The sequence below is a fragment of the Abiotrophia sp. HMSC24B09 genome, from assembly GCF_001815865.1.
Taxonomy (GTDB): domain Bacteria; phylum Bacillota; class Bacilli; order Lactobacillales; family Aerococcaceae; genus Abiotrophia.
This window is the reverse complement of record NZ_KV822214.1, coordinates 15,743-34,987: the sequence shown is the minus strand read 5'-3', so window position 1 is coordinate 34,987 and position 19,245 is coordinate 15,743. Positions and strand designations below refer to the sequence as shown.

The following is a 19,245-nucleotide window of genomic DNA, read 5'->3' as shown; positions in this document are numbered from 1 at the left end:
TAGAAAGTGAAATTATCAGAATTATTTGTTAAAGAGGCTATGGACCTCCAATTGAGTACAACAGATAAGCCATCAACGCTTAAGTATTTGGCAGAGCGCTTCCACCAAGCAGGTGGCGTCTCCGACGTTGACGCTTACGTAGCTGCTTTAGAAGCCCGCGAAGCCCAATCAACAACGGGTGTTGGTGACGAGATTGCCATTCCTCATGCCCAACATGAATCAATCAAATCAGCAGCTATCGTCTTTGGGCGTAGTGACGCAGGGATTGACTGGGAGAGCTTTGATGGCCAAGCTGCCAAATTTGTCTTCATGATTGCAGCACCTGCAGGTGGTGGTGGCGAGCACTTGCAAGCCTTAGCTAAATTATCTTCTGTCCTCATGCAACCAGCAACTAAAGCAGCTTTAGCAGCCGCAAAAACCCCTGAAGAAGTAGTGGCAGTTTTTACCGCAGCTGAAGCAGAAGAAACAGCCCAAGCTCCTGCGGCTGAGCCAGTAAGTCCTGTGCAAGAAGATGTCTATGTCTTGGCCGTAACAGCTTGCCCAACTGGGATTGCCCATACTTTTATGGCAGAAGAAAAGCTCAAACAAGCCGGGAAAGCCGCAGGTATCAAGATTAAAGTTGAAACCAACGGGCAGGCCGGTGTCGGCAACCGTTTGACTGTTGACGACATCAAAAAGGCGACAGCCATTATCGTAGCAGCGGATAAGCAAGTTGAAATGGCGCGCTTTAACGGCAAACCAGTCATTGTCACTAAAGTAGCAGATGGTATCCACAAAGCTGATGAATTAGTAGCTAAAGCGGCAAAAGCAGAGGCGCCAATCTACCACGCAGCAGAAGGTGCTGGCGCCGCAGATCTTGAAGTCGGTAAAGAATCCATTGGTCGTCAATTCTACAAGCACTTAATGAACGGGGTTTCTCATATGTTGCCGTTTGTGGTATCTGGTGGGATTTTAATTGCCTTGTCCTTCTTCTGGGGGATTAATTCCTTTAACCCTGAAGATGCTAGCTATAATCAAATAGCGCAATTCCTCTTTGTAACAGGTAAACTAGCTTTTGCTATGATGTTGCCAATGTTAGCTGGTTTTATCGGTCATTCAATTGCTGACCGTCCTGGTTTGGTTGTTGGTTTTATGGGTGGGATTTTAGCTAATCCATCTGTCTTGTCTGACTTTGGAGCGGTAGGTCTCTTTGAGAAAAGCATTCCGTCAGGTTTCTTAGGCGCCTTAGTAGCCGGCTTCTTGGCTGGTGGGATTATCTATGTCCTCCGTCTAGCTTTTGCTTGGCTACCAAAATCACTTGAAGGTTTGAAACCAATCTTCCTCTTCCCAGTTTTTGGGGTCCTGATTATGTCCTTCCTCATGCTCTTCGTTGTGAACGGCCCAATGGGGGCTGTTATGCAAGGATTGCAAGACTTCCTCAACGGTATGAGCACAGGTTCAGCCTTAGTCTTAGGTTTCTTAGTCGGTGCCATGATGTCAATTGATATGGGTGGTCCAATTAACAAGGCCGCTTACGTTACAGGGACTGCCTTAGTGACACAATCAGCAGGCGCAGGTTCAAACGTTATGGCAGCCGTTATGGTTGGTGGGATGGTGCCACCGTTGGCGATTGCCTTGGCAGCAACCCTCAACAAAAACCTCTGGCCAGAAGAAGAACGTAACTCAGCTCTAGTTAACTATGTCATGGGTGCAGCCTTCATCACGGAAGGGGCTATTCCATTTGCTGCAGCCAACCCATTGAAGGTTATTCCTCCATTGGCAGTTTCTGCCGGTGTAGCGGGTGCCTTAAGCATGCTCTTTGGTATCGTCAGCAAGGTGCCACACGGCGGGGTCTTCGCTATGTTAGCGGGTGGTGTAACGAATCCATTGCTCTATTTAGCGATTTGGGTTGGTGCCAGCTTCTTAGGGGCCTTCCTCTTGAGCTTGACCTTACGTAACCAAAACAAAAAATAAGCTCAAACAGCCAAGACTGCGGTCTTGGCTTCTTTTTTATGGCTTCATTAAGCCTAAAAAAGCACCTGGCAAGGAGCCAGGTGCGGATAATCGATTTGATAGGGAGATTAGTTTTCTTCTAAGCGAGCAAAACCATCGGCAGTAACTGCTTTGAGGGTGCTTGCAGAAGCATTCATCTTGTCCAACTCAGAGTCGTTAAGTGGGATTTCAATGACAGAAACAACCCCTTCGCGACCCAAGATAGCTGGAGCCCCGATGTAGAGGTCTGATTGACCATACTCACCGTCTAAGTAGACAGAGAGAGGGAAGATTGCCTTTTCATCGTCTAAGATAGCACGGCAGATACGAGCCAAGGTAACAGCAATCCCGTAGTAGGTTGCGCCTTTTTTAGAGATGATTTCGTAAGCAGCGTCACGAACTTTGAAGAACATTTCAACTAAGGCTTGTTCGTCAGTGTCTGGGTGGTTTTTGACCCATTCATAGATAGTCAAGCCACCCACGTTAGCGTGAGACCAAACAGGGAATTCAGTATCCCCGTGTTCACCTAAGATATAACCGTGGACGTTACGCGCATCAACACCGATAAGTTGTGCGATTTCTTGACGGAAACGAGCGGTGTCTAAGGTAGTCCCAGAACCGATAACGCGCTCTTTAGGGAAACCGGAGAACTTCCAGGTTGCATAAGTTAAGATATCCACTGGGTTGGCAGCAACCAAGAAAATACCGTTAAAACCAGAGTCTACGATTTGTTTAATAACTGATTTGTAGATGCTTAAGTTTTTGTGAACGAGATCCAAGCGAGTTTCACCTGGTTTTTGTGCTGCACCAGCTGTTAATACGACGATATCTGCGTCACCGCAGTCGCTGTATTCAGCAGAGTAAATTTCCTTAGGTGAAGTGAAGGCTAAGGCGTGAGAGAGGTCTAAAGCGTCCCCGACTGTCTTGTCCTTGTTGATATCAATGATGCCGAGTTCACGGCCGATGTTTTGGTTAACGAGAGAGAAAGCAAAGCTAGATCCGACTGCGCCATCACCGACTAAAATAATCTTGTTCTTTGGTTGTTTCATAGTGAATATCTCCTTTCTATCACTTGGCTATATTATACCACTCTTTTCAAAAATGTGAAGAGGAAATTTTTTGAGTAGTACAGTTTATTGTGGTGAATAATACAGTTCGCCTAGTGAATCTTTCTGTTAGTGACATGCTCCAAACATGTGTTATAATAGAAAATGCAGAGGAGGGAGCAGGATGAAGTTAATCGTTGGATTAGGGAACCCTGGTGATAAGTATCAGGGGACGCGCCATAATGTGGGTTTTGATGTCATTGATGCTTTGGCGCGTCAAGAAGGTTTGAAATTGACCGACCAAAAATTTCGTGCCGATTATACTATTTGGCGAGTGGGAGACGAAAAGGTGCTCTTGGTCAAACCTTATACCTTTATGAACCTATCGGGTGAAGCTGTCTTGCCTCTTATGTCCTATTATAATATTAGCCCTGACGAGCTTGTGGTGGTTTATGATGACTTGGATTTGGATCCTGGCAAGTTGCGTCTACGCCAGTCAGGTAGTGCGGGTGGCCACAATGGGGTGAAGAGCATTATCGAAATGCTAGGGACCCAAGATTTCAAGCGGGTCAAGATTGGCATTGGCCGCCCTCAATATGGACGCAAGGTTGTGGACCATGTTCTACAACGTTTCGATACAGATGACCGCCCTTTAATAGAACAGAAAATTGACCAGACAACCGACTTGTTGAGGGCCTGGGCTAAGGGCGAAACTTTCGTTCAATTAATGAACCAATATAACTAAAAGACACGATAAACCTTAAGATAGGTTGCGACTCTCCCAGGGGTGGGTAGACGTTGCAGCCTCTTGTGGCATTAGCTGACTCAAATCTCTGAGCCAGTTTTACTAGAGAGAAAGTAGGAAAAACATGGAATTTGCGCAAGATGCTTTTCTGACGGCGATTAAGGCCATCAATCAAATAGAGGCGGGCAGCTTACCCCAGTTAGTGACTGGAATTGATGATAGTGCTCGTGCCGTCATGCTGGCTCAGCTTTTCCAAGCTCGTCCCCGGCCACTCTTGATTGTGGAGCCCATTGCTAGCAAGTTGGGACAGTTAGTAGATGATTTAACACAGCTTCTGCCCCAGGTGCCCGTGCAGGCTTTTGTAGTGGAGGAGGCTCTGGCCATTGAATTTGCCTTTGCTTCGGAGGATCAGATGCGGGACCGGATTCAGATCCTTAACCAACTAGCTCACGGCGAGCCCTGTATTGTAGTTACTAATGTAGCCGGTTTACGAAAACAATTGACTCACCCTAATCAATGGCGTCAAGCTCAACATACTCTTGAACTTGGAGATAACTGGGAACGACGCCAGCTAGAAAGTGTCTTGACCGCTTGGGGTTATCATCGGGCTAGCTTGGTAGAACAACCGGGTGAGTTTAGCGTACGCGGGAGTATCATTGACTTCTTCCCAGTATCCGCCGAATATCCGATTCGTTTGGATTTCTTTGATACCGAGCTGGATTCTATTCGGGCCTTTAATGCTGAGACCCAGTCCTCGATTGAAAATCTAGACTCTGTCCAAATCCTGCCAGCTCAAGATGTCTTATTTGGCCTAGAAGCACAACAAGCCCTCTTACCACGTTTAGAGGATATGAAGGCGCGCGCCCTGAAGAAAGTGAAGGATCAAGAATTAAGAGAGGCCATGGAAGCGGGTCTCAGCAATCAGTTGGATCAGTTGCGCCATGGCGAGCCTCTCAAGTATCCGCATGCTTATCTGAGCTTGGCTCAGGATGACCAAGTGGTGACGCTCCTTGATTATTTAGGAGAGCAAGGACTTTTAGTTCTGTCAGAATTTGATAAGCTACAGCAACAGGCTCTTCATCTGGTTGAGGAAGATCAGTTTTGGATTGAACAGGAGACTCAGAAAGGTCTGCTGATACCTGGATTGGCTGTTAAAGCAGATTTTCAATCCTGTGTGCGAGCTTACTCAGGTGCCTTGCTCTATCTGTCGGTCATGCATCGAGGGTTGGGACATCAGTCTTTAGGAGCAGTGCATTCCTTCCAGTATCGCACCCTCAACCCTTTCTTTAACCAAATGCCTCTCGTCAAAACGGAGATGGATCACTGGCTGAAACAAGGCTATACCATTCAAGTAGCTGTAGGGAGTTTGGAACAAGCCCGGAAGGTTGAAGCGCTTTTCGAGGAATTTCATATCGGCCCTAGCGTGGTAACAGAAGGGCAAGCCCAAGCCAAGGTTATCAATATTGGCGTAGGAGCTCTATCAAATGGTTTTGAACTGCCTGTCTTGAAGTGGGTAGTGGTAACTGAAAAAGAACTCTTCAATAAATTGAAAAAGCGTCAGGCTCGTCAATCTCGCACTAAGCTAACCAATGCTGAACGGATTAAGAGTTACTCGGAATTAGAAGTTGGTGACTATGTAGTCCATGTTCATCATGGGATTGGTCAATTCCGTGGTATGGATACCATTGAAATGAATGGCATTCATAAGGATCTCTTGTCAGTTGTTTATCAAGATGACTCACGCATTCTGATACCAGTCGATCAAATTCATCTGCTACAAAAATATGTTGCCTCAGAAGCCAAGACACCTAAGCTTAACAAGCTAGGGGGCACTGAGTGGGCTAAGACTAAGCGCAAGGTAGCGGCTAAAATTGAAGACATTGCGGATGAATTAATCGCCCTCTACGCTAAGCGAGAACGAGAAGTTGGGTATGCTTTTGGGCCTGATACACCAGAACAGAGTGAGTTCGAGTCAGCCTTTGCATATGTGGAGACCGAGGACCAACTTCGATCCGCTATGGAAATCAAGGCGGATATGGAAAAAAGTAAGCCCATGGACCGCCTACTAGTCGGTGACGTAGGTTACGGCAAGACCGAAGTAGCCATGCGGGCCATTTTCAAGGCGGTCATGGACGGCAAGCAAGTAGCCTTTTTGGTCCCTACTACGATTTTAGCTCAGCAACACTATAATTCTTTGGTTCAGCGTTTTGCTGATTACCCTTTTGAAATTCGACTTATGAGTCGTTTTGTATCTAAAAAGCAACAAGACCAGACCATTGATGACTTGCTAACGGGGGCCGTAAATATTGTGGTCGGGACTCATCGCTTGGTCTCTAAAGATGTCCAGTTTCAGGATTTAGGCCTGTTGATTGTCGATGAGGAGCAACGTTTTGGGGTCAAGCACAAGGAACGGCTCAAGCAACTCAAGTCACAGGTTGATGTCTTAACCTTGACGGCGACGCCAATTCCTCGCACCTTGCATATGTCCATGATAGGTGTTCGCGACTTGTCCTTGATTGAGACACCACCCAATAACCGTTTCCCCGTCCAGACCTATGTCATGGAGCGCAATGATGGAGCGATTAAGTCAGGTATTGAACGTGAGCTAGCACGCGAAGGTCAGGTCTTCTATCTCTATAATCGAGTGGCGACTATTGAGCGTCGGGCCATGGAAATCCAGGCTTTGGTGCCAGAGGCTAGGGTAGCTTATGCTCACGGTCAGATGTCGGAAGTGGAATTGGAGACGGTGCTAGTGGACTTTATCCAAGGGGCTTACGATGTCCTGGTGACTACCACCATAATTGAGACAGGGGTTGATATTCCTAATGTTAATACCCTTTTTGTTGAAGATGCGGACCATATGGGTTTATCCACGCTTTACCAATTACGTGGGCGGGTAGGGCGCACCAATCGAGTGGCCTATGCTTATTTGATGTATGAGCCATTTAAGTCACTCAGTGAGGTCAGTGAGAAAAGATTGCAGGCTGTCCGCGAATTTACAGAGTTGGGATCAGGCTTTAAGATTGCTATGCGGGACCTGTCCATTCGAGGGGCAGGGAATCTGCTGGGTAAACAACAATCCGGCTTTATTGATTCTGTCGGGTTTGACCTTTATTCCCAAATGCTTAAAGAAGCTGTTGATATTAAGCGGGGTAAGAAAATTGGGCAAACACCAAGTCAGGCTAGCAACCAGATTGAATGGCATCTGCTAATCGACGCCTATATTCCAGCCAGCTATATCGCCGATGAACGGCAAAAGATTTCGGTCTATAAGCAAATTCAACAGATTGATTCTGAAGAAGCCTATCGTAATCTGCAAGATCAGTTGATTGACCGCTATGGTGAATTCCCAGATGAGGTGGCGGATTTATTGGAAATTGCCTTGATTAAACATTATGGGCTCGAAGCTGGCATTGTTAAAATTCAGCAGACTCCACGTCATGTCAAGGTCAGCTTCAACCAGGTGGCCTCAGAACAATTACGAGGCGCCAAGCTCTTTGAAGCCTTGGCTGGCATTTCCCAGAAATCCACCGTGTCTCAAGAGGGTTCGCGCCAGGTGATTAGCTTGGATATCCTAGAGCAGCCATCCTATGTTTGGCTAGGAGCCCTTAAGCAATTAGCTCGTCAGGTAGCCAGTCTTTTGTTAGACGACACTAGTAAGAATAAGGAGAAGTAAGATGAGATTAGATAAGTATTTAAAGGTTTCGCGTTTGATTAAGCGTCGGACCATTGCCAAAGAAGTGGCGGACCAAGGTCGTATTACCTTGAATGGCCAAGTAGCTAAATCTAGCTCTGCTGTGAAGGTAGGCGATGAGTTGGTGATTCGCTTTGGTAACCGACTATTAACAGTACGAGTGACCGACCTCAAAGAAAACACCAAGAAAGAAGAAGCAAGTAATCTCTACGAAATCTTGGGTGAAGAGCGCCTTAATAATGAAGTTCGTCAAGTAGACGAGTTTCTAGCTTAAAATAGGGCTTGGCTAGGGCCTCAGCTATGCTACCTCGAGCCAAGCTCGCAAAAAAACTTGGAAAAACGACAAGTTTGAATGGAAATTAGGCGCGAATATTGATATACTCAAACTAGGTTTATCATGGAGGTGAAAAGAATGAATTATAAATTAGATCCACAGGAATCTGTTCAGACTTCCTCACCCCGTCAGACAAAACATCCGCACTCTCACGGACGACGCCTGATATTTCATGTCATTCTGATTGGAGCTCTTGCCTTCGCAGGGATTCCATTATGGCGGGCTTATCAGGATCAAGTGACTGCCGAGCAAGCCCATCAAGAGGCCAAGGCGGACCAGGAGCAAGCCGTTAAAGAGAACCGTGAAGTTTTCCAAGCAACTCAGCAAATGAAGGATCCAGCCTATCTAGAGGATGTGGCGCGACGTGATTATTACTACACCAAGCCAGGTGAGATTATTTTCGAGTTAGGATCTTCGCATCAGGAAGATACCAAGCATCCGTAAGGGATGAGAGTTACTGAATAGAATATAAGGATGAAAGAACTTAAGGGAGGATAAGACATCGTATGTCAATCGAAGTAGGGCAAAAAATCACAGGGAAAGTCACAGGGATTACACACTTTGGGGCTTTTATTAGCTTGCCAGATAATAAAACAGGTTTAGTTCACATTAGTGAGGTTTCAGACGGCTATGTTAAGGAGATTAGTTCCGTCTTAACAGTCGGCCAAGAAGTTGCGGTGAAGGTCTTATCCATCGCTGACGACGGTAAAATTAGCCTGTCTATTCGTCAAGCCAGTGATCGACCTGCAGAGGCACCTGCACGTCCTAAACGTGAACGTCAAGAAGGCGCTGCACCACATAATCAACGTGCCCCACGCTTCAAGAGTCGTCAAGATGAGGGTGGGAATCGCCCTAACTTCAACAATGCGGGAAATAATAACAGCCGTAAGTTGGATGATTTTGACCAATTAATGAGTAACTTCCTAAAGGACAGCGAAGATCGTCTGTCCTCATTAAGACGTAACACCGAAGGCAAACGCGGCGGTCGTGGCGGCCGACGTAGCTAGGGATGTCTTGCTAACGCGCGATAGTTTTCTTGTCGTGCGCTAATACAGGATATAAGAGCAGCCTTTTAGGCTGCTTTTTGTATCTAAAGGAGAATCTAGATGGAAAAATTAATGCGGGAAGTCAAGGCTCAGCTAGAGTCATGGCCAGCTTGGCTAGAGGCTAAGACGGTGGTCTTAGCTGTATCCGGCGGGGTTGATTCCATGGTCATGCTTAGATTGATGCATGAATTGAATCAGTTGCGACAATATGCTCATCTGCAGTTGGTCGTCGCCCATTTCAATCACAAGTTGCGACCAGAATCAGACAATGAGGCCGTCGCTATTAAGGAAATTGTGGCAGAATATGGCTGTATTTATTTTGCGACGGAGTGGGGCGAACCGGCTGCCACTAATGTGGAAGCTCAGGCGCGTGACGCCCGTTATCAATTTTTCGCAGAAGTGATTCGGACAACTGAAGCGGATATTTTGATGACCGCCCATCATCTTAATGATGTGGCTGAGACCTTCTTAATGCGGATGACACGTGGCACCTCCATTCGTGGCTTGCAAGGTATTCGAGGCTGTTATCAGCGCCTGATGAGTGACCCAAGTGGTCATACTGTCATGCCAACCATAATGAGGCCCTTTATTGGGGTGACCAAGGCGGAACTAGAGGCTTATGCTGAGAAGTTCAATGTGACTTATTTTGAAGATGCTTCTAACTACATGGATCACTTTGTACGCAATCGATTCCGTCATACCTATATCCCGCAACTGATGCAGGAGAATCCTCAGTTACTACAAAATCTTTTGACCATTCAGCAACAGATTCAAGATTCCTACACCGTCCAGTATGCGGATTATCTGAATCTTGAGCCTCAGCTACTCATGTATTCGACTAATCATTATTGGTTGCTTTATATTCCAGCCTTTCTGGCTTTGCCAGAGGCAAAATTCAATATGTACCTGCGAATTTTCTTTGAGGAACGCCTAATCGAAGATGTGCCCGCTTATAATCGCGATTTAGTAGGTCAATTGCAGCAGATGATGCGTAACCGTCGTGATCCTAATCAACGTTTGCAGTTAGGACATGGTTGGGTAGCAGTCAAACGCTATGATTACGTCCAAATCTTACCAGAAGAGGCGGGACCAAAAGCTTATTTTGGTCAACGTTTAATCTTAAGTCGACTCAACCACTGGTATGCCCTAGATGGTAGTTCAGAAGCGGGGATTTTTGCAGCTCATCAGGTGTCACCGGAAATGCGTGAAGCGGCTGAAGGTTGGGCAGGCCTACATTTAAGTCAGGCCCAGGAGACGGCCCCACTCAATTTCCAGCTAAGACAGAGACAAGACGGTGACCAAGTTGCAATATGCGACGAATTAGGTCAAGTCTATCATAAGAAAGTTGGCAGAATCCTCATGGACCTTAAGTTGCCTAGCGATGAGCGAAATCAAATCAAAGTTCTTGTAGATGAAAAAGATGAAATCGTATGGTTGGGGCCAGTTAGCAATTCCCCATTGTCTCGCGGGCCACAAACTGATAAAATAACTCATATATTCCTTTATCGGAAGACACGGCAGTAAGACACTAGATAAAAAGGAGAGAAAGCTCAATGTTAGAGAAAGACATTTTAAAAGTACTAGTAACCCAAGAAGAAATTGCAGAAGCAGTGGCCCGTCTAGGCAAAACCTTAACGGAAGACTACAAAGATAAAGAAGTAGTGGTCGTTGGGATTTTACGAGGGGCAGCAATTTTTATGGCTGACATTATTCGTGCTATGGATTGCTACTTGACCATTGATTTCATGGACGTATCGAGTTATGGTGAAGCCCTCCAGTCATCGGGTGAAGTCAAGATTGTCAAAGACTTAGATACTCGTGTCGAAGGTAAGGATATTCTGATTGTGGAAGATATCATCGATACCGGGCAAACCCTTAAGTACATTGTGGACCTGCTCCACTATCGTAAGGCTAATTCTGTTAAAGTATGTACCCTCTTGGATAAGAAAGAGCGTCGTGTCAACAATATGGAAGCAGATTATGTGGGCTTAGATATTCCCAATGAATTCGTAGTGGGATATGGCTTGGACTATAAACAAGAGTACCGTAACCTTCCTTATATCGGTGTCTTATCACCTGCCGTCTACGAAAGCAAATAGGCCATGTGCCAGACCCTAGACTGTGATCTAGGGTCTTTTGGCGAAAACAAACCTTAAATATTGGTAAAGCCCAGCCTTACAGGGACCTTCCATTAGGACCCTATGGCAAAATATGATAAAATACAAGAATGAACAGAATGATCAAGACAAAGGAGTCGAACAGCATCTATGCAAAACCCAAATCGTAATTCGACGCGGAACATTCTGACATCTATGATGGCATTAGCCATGCTCTTTATGCTCTTCCATGCCCTATCAGGGGCTCTAGGGGGCGGCCAAGTCAAGGAACTCACCCAGAGTGAGTTGATGACAGAGATTGCGGACGGCAAGATTGCCGAGATGGATGTCCAGATTGGTTCCGGTGTTTATAATGTCAAAGGTAAATACAAGACCGGGACAACACGCTCAGAACAAACCAACTTTGTGGCCCTCTTCCAAGGTGGAAGTGAGACTGCCACTCAATTCACCAGCCGAGTGCTAGGTAACGATAGCACGCTTAAGTTATTGACGGAAATAGCGACCCAACAAGGGGTCAAGATGAAGACCTTGGCCGAATCCAATATGGTACTGTGGGCTAATATCCTACCAATGCTACTCTTAATGGGTATGATGGGCTTCTTCCTCTACAACATGTTCCAGAGTGGTGCTGGCGGTGGCGGTATGCGAGGGGCCATGAACTTTGGTAAGTCACGCTCCAAGGATATTTCCAAGCAGAAAGTCAAAGTCCGCTTCAGTGATGTAGCGGGTGCTGAAGAAGAAAAGCAAGAACTGGTAGAGGTAGTAGAATTCCTTAAGGATCCTAAACGTTTCACCAAGTTGGGGGCGCGTATCCCAGCCGGTGTCTTACTGGAGGGCCCTCCAGGGACGGGTAAAACTCTCTTAGCCAAGGCAGTAGCCGGTGAAGCGGGGGTTCCCTTCTTCACCATGTCAGGTTCTGAATTCGTCGAGATGTTCGTCGGGGTCGGGGCTAGCCGGGTACGGGATCTCTTCGAGAATGCTAAAAAGAATGCCCCAGCTATTATCTTCATTGATGAAATTGATGCTGTGGGTCGTCAACGGGGCGCAGGTCTCGGGGGCGGACATGATGAACGTGAACAAACCCTTAACCAATTGCTGGTTGAGATGGACGGTTTCGAAGGGAACGAAGGGGTCATCGTCATTGCGGCGACTAACCGTTCGGATGTTCTCGACCCAGCCCTCTTACGTCCAGGTCGTTTTGACCGTCAGATTTTAGTGGGTAACCCAGATGTTAAGGGGCGGGAACAGATTCTTCAAGTCCATGCCCGTAACAAGAAATTAGAAACAGAAGTTGACCTTAAGGTTGTGGCACAACAAACGCCTGGCTTCTCAGGTGCTGAGTTGGAAAACTTACTGAACGAAGCAGCTTTAGTAGCAGCACGTTTTGACCATAAGGCGATTACCCAAGCGGACATCGCAGAAGCCCATGACCGGGTTATTGCGGGGCCAGCTAAGAAGGATCGTGTGATTTCTGAACAACAACGCCGTACCGTGGCTTACCACGAGGCGGGGCATACCATCATTGGGATGGTCTTAAGTGACGCACGTGTTGTTCATAAGGTGACCATCGTGCCACGCGGACGTGCAGGTGGTTATGCGGTCATGTTACCTCGTGAAGATGCTTATATTGTGACTCGTAAGGAACTCTACGATCAAATGGTAGGGCTCCTGGGTGGTCGTGCTGCCGAAGAGATTGTCTTCAACACTCAATCTACTGGGGCTAGCAATGACTTCCAACAAGCGACTAAGATTGCGCGTAGTATGGTCACTGAATATGGGATGTCTGACCGCTTAGGGCCGGTTCAATACGAAGGCAACCATACCGTCTTCGTTGGTCGTGACTATGGCCAGAAACCTGCTTATTCTGATCAGGTAGCCTATGAGATTGACAACGAAGTGCGTCAATTATTGAACCAAGCTCATGAAGAGGCACACCGCATTATCAATGAGCACCGCGAGCAACTCAACCTGATTGCAGAGAAACTGCTTGAAGTTGAGACCTTAGAAGCGGCGCAAATTGAGTCTCTCTTCAAGACTGGGAAGATGCCTGAGCAAGTAGCAAAGTCTGAAGAAACAGACACTCCTACTTCGGCCGAAAGTCAAGATCAAAAAGCGACTCCTTCACGTGTAGAAGAAGCGCTGGAAGCTGGCGACCGTATCATTGCAGATGACCAAGTGCCGTCTGAACATCATCAAGCCTAATAAGGAAAATCAGACCTCATGGGTCTGATTTTTTTGCCTATTAGCACTAGGCCAAAGACTTGCTAAACTGGTGGGGTCTGATATACTTAGAAACGGAATATAATGACTCCCATTGGGAGATGGAGGAAGCAAACATGTCAGATCAATTATTAACAGCCTTGGCATTCGATGGCCAATTGCGAGTTTTGGTTTTGGATGCTACTGGGGTTGTCCAAGAAGCAGTCAATCGGCACAAAACTTGGCATACCGCAACAGCTGTCTTAGGTCGGACCCTGGTGGGGACCCTTTTACTAGCAGCTAATTCTAAGGGAGACGAACGTTTGCGAGTAGAAATTCTCGGAACGGGACCAGTAGGCCGGATTATTGCGGAAGGAGATGCCTACGGTCATGTACGTGGCTTTGTATCTAATCCGCAGGTGGCCTTAGAACTCAATGCCATTGGCAAGTTAGACGTTGCTAGGGCAGTGGGTATGCCGGGCAATATGGCTGTACGCAAACTCTTAGGTAATAAGGAGCTTTTCGCAGGGCAAGTGCCACTGGTGAGCGGGGAATTGGCAGAAGATTTCACCTATTATATGGCTGTGTCTGAACAAACGGCTTCTTGTATTGGACTCTCTGTCTTGGTTAATCCGGATGAGTCAGTGGCTAAATCTGGTGGTTTTATGATTCAAGTGATGCCTGGGGCCACTGATGAAACCATTGACTTCATTGAAAAACGCATTGCGGATTTAGGCCGTTTCTCCGATCTCTTGGAGTCACAACCAAGCTTAGAGGCTCTATTGGATCTCTTAGTTGGGCATGGTAATTCTGAAGTCCTTTCTAAGAAAGATGTCTCTTTCTATTGCGGTTGCTCTAAGGAAGCCTATGGACACGGTATTCAGTCCTTAGGTCGTAAGGAAATCCAAGCTATGATTGATGAAGATGGGGGCGCTGAAGTAGTCTGCCATTATTGTGAGAACCACTACGACTATAGTGTTCAAGAATTAGAGGCCATCATCGCAGCAGGTGAAGCTGCAGGGCAAGAAGCAGACGCAGAGGAGGTATAGCTTGTTCAAAATTAGAGAAATTGAGATTCCAAACCCGGTAGTGGTAGCACCCATGGCGGGAGTATCAAATGCGGCCTTTCGGACCATTGTAAAACAATTTGGTGCGGGCCTAGTTGTTTGCGAGATGATTAGTGACAAGGGGATTCAGTTCCGTAATGACAAGACCTTGAGCATGCTACACATTGAGCCAAATGAGTATCCTCTCAGCATTCAAATAATGGGAGGTAATAAAGAAACTTTGGTAGAGGCGGCTAAATATGTTGCTGAAAATACTGAGTGTGCCATTATTGATATTAATATGGGTTGTCCTGTCAACAAGGTCATTAAGGCAGAAGCAGGAGCGCGTTGGCTCTTAGACCCGAACAAGGTTTATGAAATGGTTGCAGCAGTAGTGGATGCTGTTCAGAAGCCAGTCACAGTAAAAATGCGGACTGGTTGGGATGATGAACATCTTTACGCCATTGAAAATGCCTTAGCAGCTGAACGCGCAGGTGCTTCCATGGTGGCCATGCACGGCCGGACCCGGGTACAGATGTATGAAGGCAAGGCCAACTGGGATATTTTGGCGCAAGTTAAGAAAGAACTTAAAACCATTCCTTTTGTTGGGAATGGGGATGTTAGAACGCCTGAAGAACTCAAATACTTGCTTGATACGACGGGTGTAGATGGTGTCATGGTGGGGCGTGCAGCTCTAGGCAATCCATGGGTTATCCAGCAGATGGTCCACTATGTTGAGACCGGTGAACTCTTGCCGGCAATGACGGCGAGACAGAAAATTGATACGGCCATCGACCATCTAGAACGCTTGGTAGACCTCAAGGGTGATCGGACTGCAACGCGAGAATTTCGGACCCAAGCCCATTACTATCTTAAAGGTATTCCGCGATCTTCTAAGGTTAAGGTGGCGGTCAATGAGACTGAAGATCCAACTGTTGTGAAGCAACTTCTACGTGATTTTGTAGATCAGGTGGAAGAACGTGAAGCTAAAGAATTAGCGCGCAAGGCTAGCCAAGAGACGGTAGTCGAAGCTTAGTCCTTGTATGTAGATAAAAAAATAGGCTGAGACTTTTGTCTCAGCCTATTTTTTGTCTGCCTTAACGCGGTAAGGCGAAGTAGAGGGTTAGAGCCAACAACCCGATAATCATACCGATGATGATATTGAGGGTGCGCTCGGATAGATGAATGCCCTCATATAGATTGGTGCGTCTGGGTGAAGTTTTGCCTACCTCAGGCTTGTTTTCGGTGGACTCTTGGGTGGTCATTGCGTGCCTCCTAGTGTTGATAAAGCAAGGCAAGCCCCAGAGGAACTTGCCTAAAGGAAATACCCTTCGATAATAGCCTATTGGCCGTTGAAGGCTTGGTAAGGAATACGTACAGCGACTTGCGTGTCGTCGTACTTGTAGTCAGTGCCGTCTAAGAAGTCTTTGCCTTGACCTGCATTGTAAGAGAGTGCGAAGACAGCTTTAGCCATCCCTTCAGCATCTTGTTTTACAGTACCAGTCATAATGCCACGAGCAATGAGGTCTACTGCTTCTTCAGTCGCATCTACCCCAAATACAGGAATCTTCTTGTCTGCTTTAGCATCAGTGTTGAAGCCGGCGCCTTGGAGAGCAGCAATAGCACCAGAAGCCATTGAGTCGTTATTAGAGATGATGACGTCGATGTTGTCAGCGTCTTTAGCTAACCAAGCGTCAGTTGCAGTTTTTGCTTTGTCTGGATCCCAGTTAGCAACTTGGTCACCTAATTTGTTCACTTCAATCTTAGCTTCGGTTAAAGTATCAACAGCATATTTTGTACGAGCGATTGCTTCTGGGTTTTCTGGGTCACCGATTAACATAACGTAATCTAATTTGCCGTTACCATTGCGGTCATATTTCTTGTCAGATTTCCAGAGTTCCGCAATCATCTTACCTTGGATAATCCCAGCTTCTTTAGCGGTTGTCCCAACGAAACGAGCTTTGTCGTAAGCTTTAACAACGTCAGTTGCTGGTTCACGGTTGAAGAGCACGAGTGGAATATTCGCGTCTTTAGCTTTTTGAACGACTGCTTCTGCTGCCCCGGTGTCTACCACGTTAATCAAGAGGACATCCACGCCCTTTTGAATCATGACATCGATTTGGTCGTTTTGTTTAGCTTGGTCGTTTTGAGAGTCATTGACGATGAGTTCAACGTTGGGATGCTCTTTGGCGATTTTTTCAAGCGCTACACGTACAGAAGACATATAAGCGTCATCGTATTTGTAGAAAGCTACCCCAATTTTGATGTTCTTATCTTCGGCTTGAACTTTAGGGCTGAGGCTAGGAACTAGCGCTAAGCAGAATAGGCAGAAGATGGCGCACCATGTAATGACTTTTTTCATAAAGATCGACTCCTTTAAGGATTTTATTTTGTTGAATTGAGTATAACACGGTGTGTAAAACGATTACATTGATTTTTTTACACTCCAGGTTAGAAAATTTACGGTCTTATTTGCGCTTGATGTATTTACGTACGTCGATTGCTACCGCCAAGATAATGATCAAGCCCTTGATGATGTATTGGTAGTTAGGGTTAACGCCTACATAAGCCAAACCATAGTTGATGAATTGGAGGATGATCGCCCCGATAATAACGCCAGGAATGGTCCCAATCCCACCAGAGAAGGAGACCCCCCCGATAACGGAAGCAGAGATGGCATCGAGATCGTAGTTAAGACCGGTGTTAGAGGTAGTAGACCCTACCCGAGCAGCTTCCAGATAGCCAGCTAAGCCATAGAGAATCCCTGAAATCAGGAAAATGATGAGGATATTCTTAACGATATTAACCCCGGAAACTTCAGCTGCTTCGATGTTGCCCCCGATAGCATACATGTTCTTACCAAGTTGGGTTTTATTCCAGATAATCCACATAATCACGCAGACGACAATGGCGTAGAAGACTACATAAGGGATTTGAATATCTTTGGTAAAGTTGACGGTGCCGTTAACTAAATTACGGTAGCGGTCGTCAAAGTTAGCAATCGGTTGTGCGCCCCCTGCTTGTTGTTGTTGATAAATCAAGGCGATCCCGTAAGCTACTAATTGAGTCCCTAAGGTAATAATGAAGGCGTGGACTTTAAGAACAGCTACCCCAAAACCGTTAATCAAACCGAAGATCCCGCCGACTACAATAACGATAATGAGTGGCAACCAGAGTGGTAATTGGGGTAGATCGGGATACATACGTGAAGCGTAGGTAGTTGATTGAAGGAGGGAGGCAGCAATCAGGGAAGTTAAACCCAAGACGCGGCCGGCAGATAAGTCTGTCCCGCCTAAGATGATAAGCCCGGCAGCCCCGCAGGCCATAATGATCCGAGTGGAGGCTTGAGCTAAGATATTAATGAAGTTTTTTGGTGAAACGAAAGAAGTATCCATCGAAATAATGATGGCGATTAAAGCAGCAAGCACAATATAAAGAGAAAAGTCTAATAATAGCTCGCGCGGTGTTTTATTGGTGAAGCGTAGTTTTTTACTTAGTTCCATAGAGACATCCTCCTTAGAGATAGAGTGCACTCAAGCGAAGTATTTCTTCTTGGGTGAGTGATTCGGTCTTTTCGACGCCAGCCAAACGACCATTAGACATGACTGCAATGCGGTCAGTGATACCGAGCAACTCGGTCATTTCACTGGAGACAACGATAACGGTCTTGCCTTTCTTAGCTAAGTCTAAAATTATTTGGTAGATTTCGTACTTGGCTCCGACGTCAATCCCCCGCGTTGGTTCGTCGAAGAGATAGATATCCGCATCGGTTAGTAGCCAACGGCCAATAATTACCTTCTGCTGGTTACCACCTGATAAGGAGCGGATTTGTGTTCGTTGACTTGGTGTCTTGATGGCCATGGCATCAATCATGCGTTGGGTATCGCTACCCATGGAAGCATTGCGAATCAGACCTAACTTACCGCGATAGTGCCGCATGTTAGAGATAACCGTGTTAAAACGAATGTCCGCGATTGGGAAAATCCCAGTTGCCCGGCGTTCTTCTGTCACTAAGGCAAAGCCATTTTTGATAGCGTCGCGGGAGTTGTTATTATGAATTAACTTACCATTCTTGTAAATCTCGCCACTGGCTAGGGTTGCAATCCCGAAGATACATTCAATTAATTCAGTCCGACGAGAACCCACTAAACCGGCAATCCCCAAAACTTCACCTTCGTGAACAGTTAAGGATACGTCTTGAATGCTTGGTTGATATTTAGCGGTCAAATTGCGCACCTCTAAGGTTACCTGGCCAGGATGATTGTTGCGAGGTGGGAAGCGATGGCCGATATCCCGCCCTACCATGAGTTGAATGATACGTTCCATGGTTAAGTCTTTAGCTGCTTCTGTCGCAATCCATTGGCCGTCTCGCATAATGGTCACTTCATCAGAAATGGCTAAAATTTCTTCCATTTTATGGGAGATATAAACCAAGCCACAACCTTGATCCTTGAGTTGGTTCATGATGCGGAAGAGGTGCTGAACTTCTTGCTCCGTTAGAGAGGAAGTTGGCTCGTCTAGGATAATTACCTTGGCATCGTAGCTGACTGCCTTGGCAATCTCAATCATCTGACGTTGGGAGACGGAGAGTTTACCAATGATAGTCCGTGGATCAATATCCAAGTTGAGTTGCTGGAAGATGGCCTTGGTATCTTGGTACATCTTATGCTCGTCAATCAGGCCAAGTTTGGTTTTTGGGAAGCGGCCCAACCAGATATTTTCCATGACGCTACGTTTAAGAACCTGATTCAGTTCCTGATGGACCATGGAGACGCCTTGTTCCAATGCTTGTTTTGGGTTGTTAAAGCGTACGGGTTGGCCATTGAGTTTGATACTACCGGAGTCCTCGATATAGATACCGAAGAGACATTTCATCATAGTTGATTTACCAGCACCGTTCTCACCCATGAGGGCGTGAATGGTGCCTGGGCGAACTTTAAGTCGTGCACCGTCCAAGGCTTTGACCCCTGGAAACTCCTTGACGATATCTTCAATATCCAATAGGTACTCTGCGATTTGTGTCATAATGTCACCACCTTATAGGATT

At 46.3% G+C, this 19,245-nt stretch carries 16 protein-coding genes; 11 read left to right on the top strand and 5 right to left on the bottom strand.

Annotated features, from left to right (window positions below):
- Positions 1-6: 6 nt before the first annotated feature.
- The gene (locus tag HMPREF3093_RS08900) at positions 7-1,953 is read left to right on the top strand and encodes a PTS fructose transporter subunit IIABC (protein WP_070756659.1); all 1,947 of its coding nucleotides are present in this window, start codon (positions 7-9) and stop codon (positions 1,951-1,953) included.
- A gap of 107 nt (positions 1,954-2,060) precedes the next feature.
- Here HMPREF3093_RS08900 and HMPREF3093_RS08895 read toward each other — a convergent pair whose 3' ends face one another.
- The gene (locus tag HMPREF3093_RS08895; RefSeq protein ID WP_023392487.1) at positions 2,061-3,020 is read right to left on the bottom strand and encodes an L-lactate dehydrogenase; all 960 of its coding nucleotides are present in this window, start codon (positions 3,018-3,020) and stop codon (positions 2,061-2,063) included.
- 181 nt (positions 3,021-3,201) lie between these two features.
- On the opposite strand from HMPREF3093_RS08895, the gene pth reads away from it, so the two are divergent.
- The 10 genes from pth (at position 3,202) to dusB (ending at position 15,234) form a co-directional block, all read left to right on the top strand.
- A complete protein-coding gene (gene pth / locus HMPREF3093_RS08890) occupies positions 3,202-3,762 on the top strand; it encodes an aminoacyl-tRNA hydrolase (protein ID WP_070756657.1) in 561 nt (186 codons plus the stop codon).
- Positions 3,763-3,886: 124 nt separating this feature from the next.
- The gene (gene mfd, locus HMPREF3093_RS08885) at positions 3,887-7,438 is read left to right on the top strand and encodes a transcription-repair coupling factor (protein WP_070756654.1); all 3,552 of its coding nucleotides are present in this window, start codon (positions 3,887-3,889) and stop codon (positions 7,436-7,438) included.
- Position 7,439: 1 nt separating this feature from the next.
- Entirely contained in the window at positions 7,440-7,730 is a 291-nt protein-coding gene (locus tag HMPREF3093_RS08880) for an RNA-binding S4 domain-containing protein (RefSeq protein WP_070756651.1), read from the top strand.
- A gap of 138 nt (positions 7,731-7,868) precedes the next feature.
- Positions 7,869-8,234 carry an FtsB family cell division protein gene (locus HMPREF3093_RS08875; RefSeq protein ID WP_070756648.1) on the top strand — a complete coding sequence of 122 codons (366 nt, stop codon included), beginning with the start codon at positions 7,869-7,871 and terminating at the stop codon, positions 8,232-8,234.
- A gap of 62 nt (positions 8,235-8,296) precedes the next feature.
- On the top strand, positions 8,297-8,797 hold the full coding sequence (locus HMPREF3093_RS08870) for a S1 domain-containing RNA-binding protein (RefSeq protein WP_070756646.1): 501 nt from the start codon (positions 8,297-8,299) through the stop codon (positions 8,795-8,797).
- Positions 8,798-8,896: 99 nt separating this feature from the next.
- The gene (gene tilS / locus HMPREF3093_RS08865) at positions 8,897-10,360 is read left to right on the top strand and encodes a tRNA lysidine(34) synthetase TilS (RefSeq protein ID WP_070756643.1); all 1,464 of its coding nucleotides are present in this window, start codon (positions 8,897-8,899) and stop codon (positions 10,358-10,360) included.
- A 29-nt stretch (positions 10,361-10,389) separates the two neighbouring features.
- A complete protein-coding gene (hpt, locus tag HMPREF3093_RS08860; RefSeq protein ID WP_070756641.1) occupies positions 10,390-10,935 on the top strand; it encodes a hypoxanthine phosphoribosyltransferase in 546 nt (181 codons plus the stop codon).
- A gap of 168 nt (positions 10,936-11,103) precedes the next feature.
- Positions 11,104-13,155 (top strand): ATP-dependent zinc metalloprotease FtsH, encoded by a 2,052-nt coding sequence (gene ftsH, locus HMPREF3093_RS08855; protein ID WP_070756639.1) that lies wholly within the window; start codon positions 11,104-11,106, stop codon positions 13,153-13,155.
- Positions 13,156-13,289: 134 nt separating this feature from the next.
- A complete protein-coding gene (gene hslO / locus HMPREF3093_RS08850) occupies positions 13,290-14,201 on the top strand; it encodes an Hsp33 family molecular chaperone HslO (protein ID WP_070756636.1) in 912 nt (303 codons plus the stop codon).
- A gap of 1 nt (position 14,202) precedes the next feature.
- Entirely contained in the window at positions 14,203-15,234 is a 1,032-nt protein-coding gene (gene dusB / locus HMPREF3093_RS08845) for a tRNA dihydrouridine synthase DusB (protein ID WP_035364950.1), read from the top strand.
- A gap of 61 nt (positions 15,235-15,295) precedes the next feature.
- On the opposite strand, the gene HMPREF3093_RS09860 is transcribed toward dusB, so the two are convergent.
- From HMPREF3093_RS09860 to HMPREF3093_RS08830, 4 genes are all read right to left on the bottom strand, one after another.
- The gene (locus tag HMPREF3093_RS09860; RefSeq protein ID WP_180363304.1) at positions 15,296-15,463 is read right to left on the bottom strand and encodes a hypothetical protein; all 168 of its coding nucleotides are present in this window, start codon (positions 15,461-15,463) and stop codon (positions 15,296-15,298) included.
- A gap of 77 nt (positions 15,464-15,540) precedes the next feature.
- Positions 15,541-16,560 carry a galactose ABC transporter substrate-binding protein gene (locus tag HMPREF3093_RS08840; protein ID WP_070756634.1) on the bottom strand — a complete coding sequence of 340 codons (1,020 nt, stop codon included), beginning with the start codon at positions 16,558-16,560 and terminating at the stop codon, positions 15,541-15,543.
- 106 nt (positions 16,561-16,666) lie between these two features.
- Complete coding sequence (gene mglC, locus HMPREF3093_RS08835) at positions 16,667-17,701, bottom strand: galactose/methyl galactoside ABC transporter permease MglC (RefSeq protein ID WP_070756632.1); 1,035 nt, start codon at positions 17,699-17,701, stop codon at positions 16,667-16,669.
- A 13-nt stretch (positions 17,702-17,714) separates the two neighbouring features.
- A complete protein-coding gene (locus HMPREF3093_RS08830; RefSeq protein WP_023392473.1) occupies positions 17,715-19,223 on the bottom strand; it encodes an ATP-binding cassette domain-containing protein in 1,509 nt (502 codons plus the stop codon).
- Positions 19,224-19,245: the final 22 nt, after the last annotated feature.

Excerpts from the sequence above, each read along its gene's own strand:
- pth (WP_070756657.1), top strand. The coding sequence starts at position 3,202 with ATGAAGTTAATCGTTGGATTAGGGAACCCTGGTGATAAGTATCAGGGG.
- HMPREF3093_RS08875 (WP_070756648.1), top strand. The coding sequence starts at position 7,869 with ATGAATTATAAATTAGATCCACAGGAATCTGTTCAGACTTCCTCACCC.
- HMPREF3093_RS08830 (WP_023392473.1), bottom strand. The coding sequence starts at position 19,223 with ATGACACAAATCGCAGAGTACCTATTGGATATTGAAGATATCGTCAAG.
- HMPREF3093_RS08895 (WP_023392487.1), bottom strand. The coding sequence starts at position 3,020 with ATGAAACAACCAAAGAACAAGATTATTTTAGTCGGTGATGGCGCAGTC.
- hslO (WP_070756636.1), top strand. The coding sequence starts at position 13,290 with ATGTCAGATCAATTATTAACAGCCTTGGCATTCGATGGCCAATTGCGA.
- hpt (WP_070756641.1), top strand. The coding sequence starts at position 10,390 with ATGTTAGAGAAAGACATTTTAAAAGTACTAGTAACCCAAGAAGAAATT.
- HMPREF3093_RS08880 (WP_070756651.1), top strand. The coding sequence starts at position 7,440 with ATGAGATTAGATAAGTATTTAAAGGTTTCGCGTTTGATTAAGCGTCGG.
- ftsH (WP_070756639.1), top strand. The coding sequence starts at position 11,104 with ATGCAAAACCCAAATCGTAATTCGACGCGGAACATTCTGACATCTATG.
- mfd (WP_070756654.1), top strand. The coding sequence starts at position 3,887 with ATGGAATTTGCGCAAGATGCTTTTCTGACGGCGATTAAGGCCATCAAT.
- HMPREF3093_RS09860 (WP_180363304.1), bottom strand. The coding sequence starts at position 15,463 with ATGACCACCCAAGAGTCCACCGAAAACAAGCCTGAGGTAGGCAAAACT.
- tilS (WP_070756643.1), top strand. The coding sequence starts at position 8,897 with ATGGAAAAATTAATGCGGGAAGTCAAGGCTCAGCTAGAGTCATGGCCA.
- HMPREF3093_RS08870 (WP_070756646.1), top strand. The coding sequence starts at position 8,297 with ATGTCAATCGAAGTAGGGCAAAAAATCACAGGGAAAGTCACAGGGATT.
- HMPREF3093_RS08840 (WP_070756634.1), bottom strand. The coding sequence starts at position 16,560 with ATGAAAAAAGTCATTACATGGTGCGCCATCTTCTGCCTATTCTGCTTA.
- mglC (WP_070756632.1), bottom strand. The coding sequence starts at position 17,701 with ATGGAACTAAGTAAAAAACTACGCTTCACCAATAAAACACCGCGCGAG.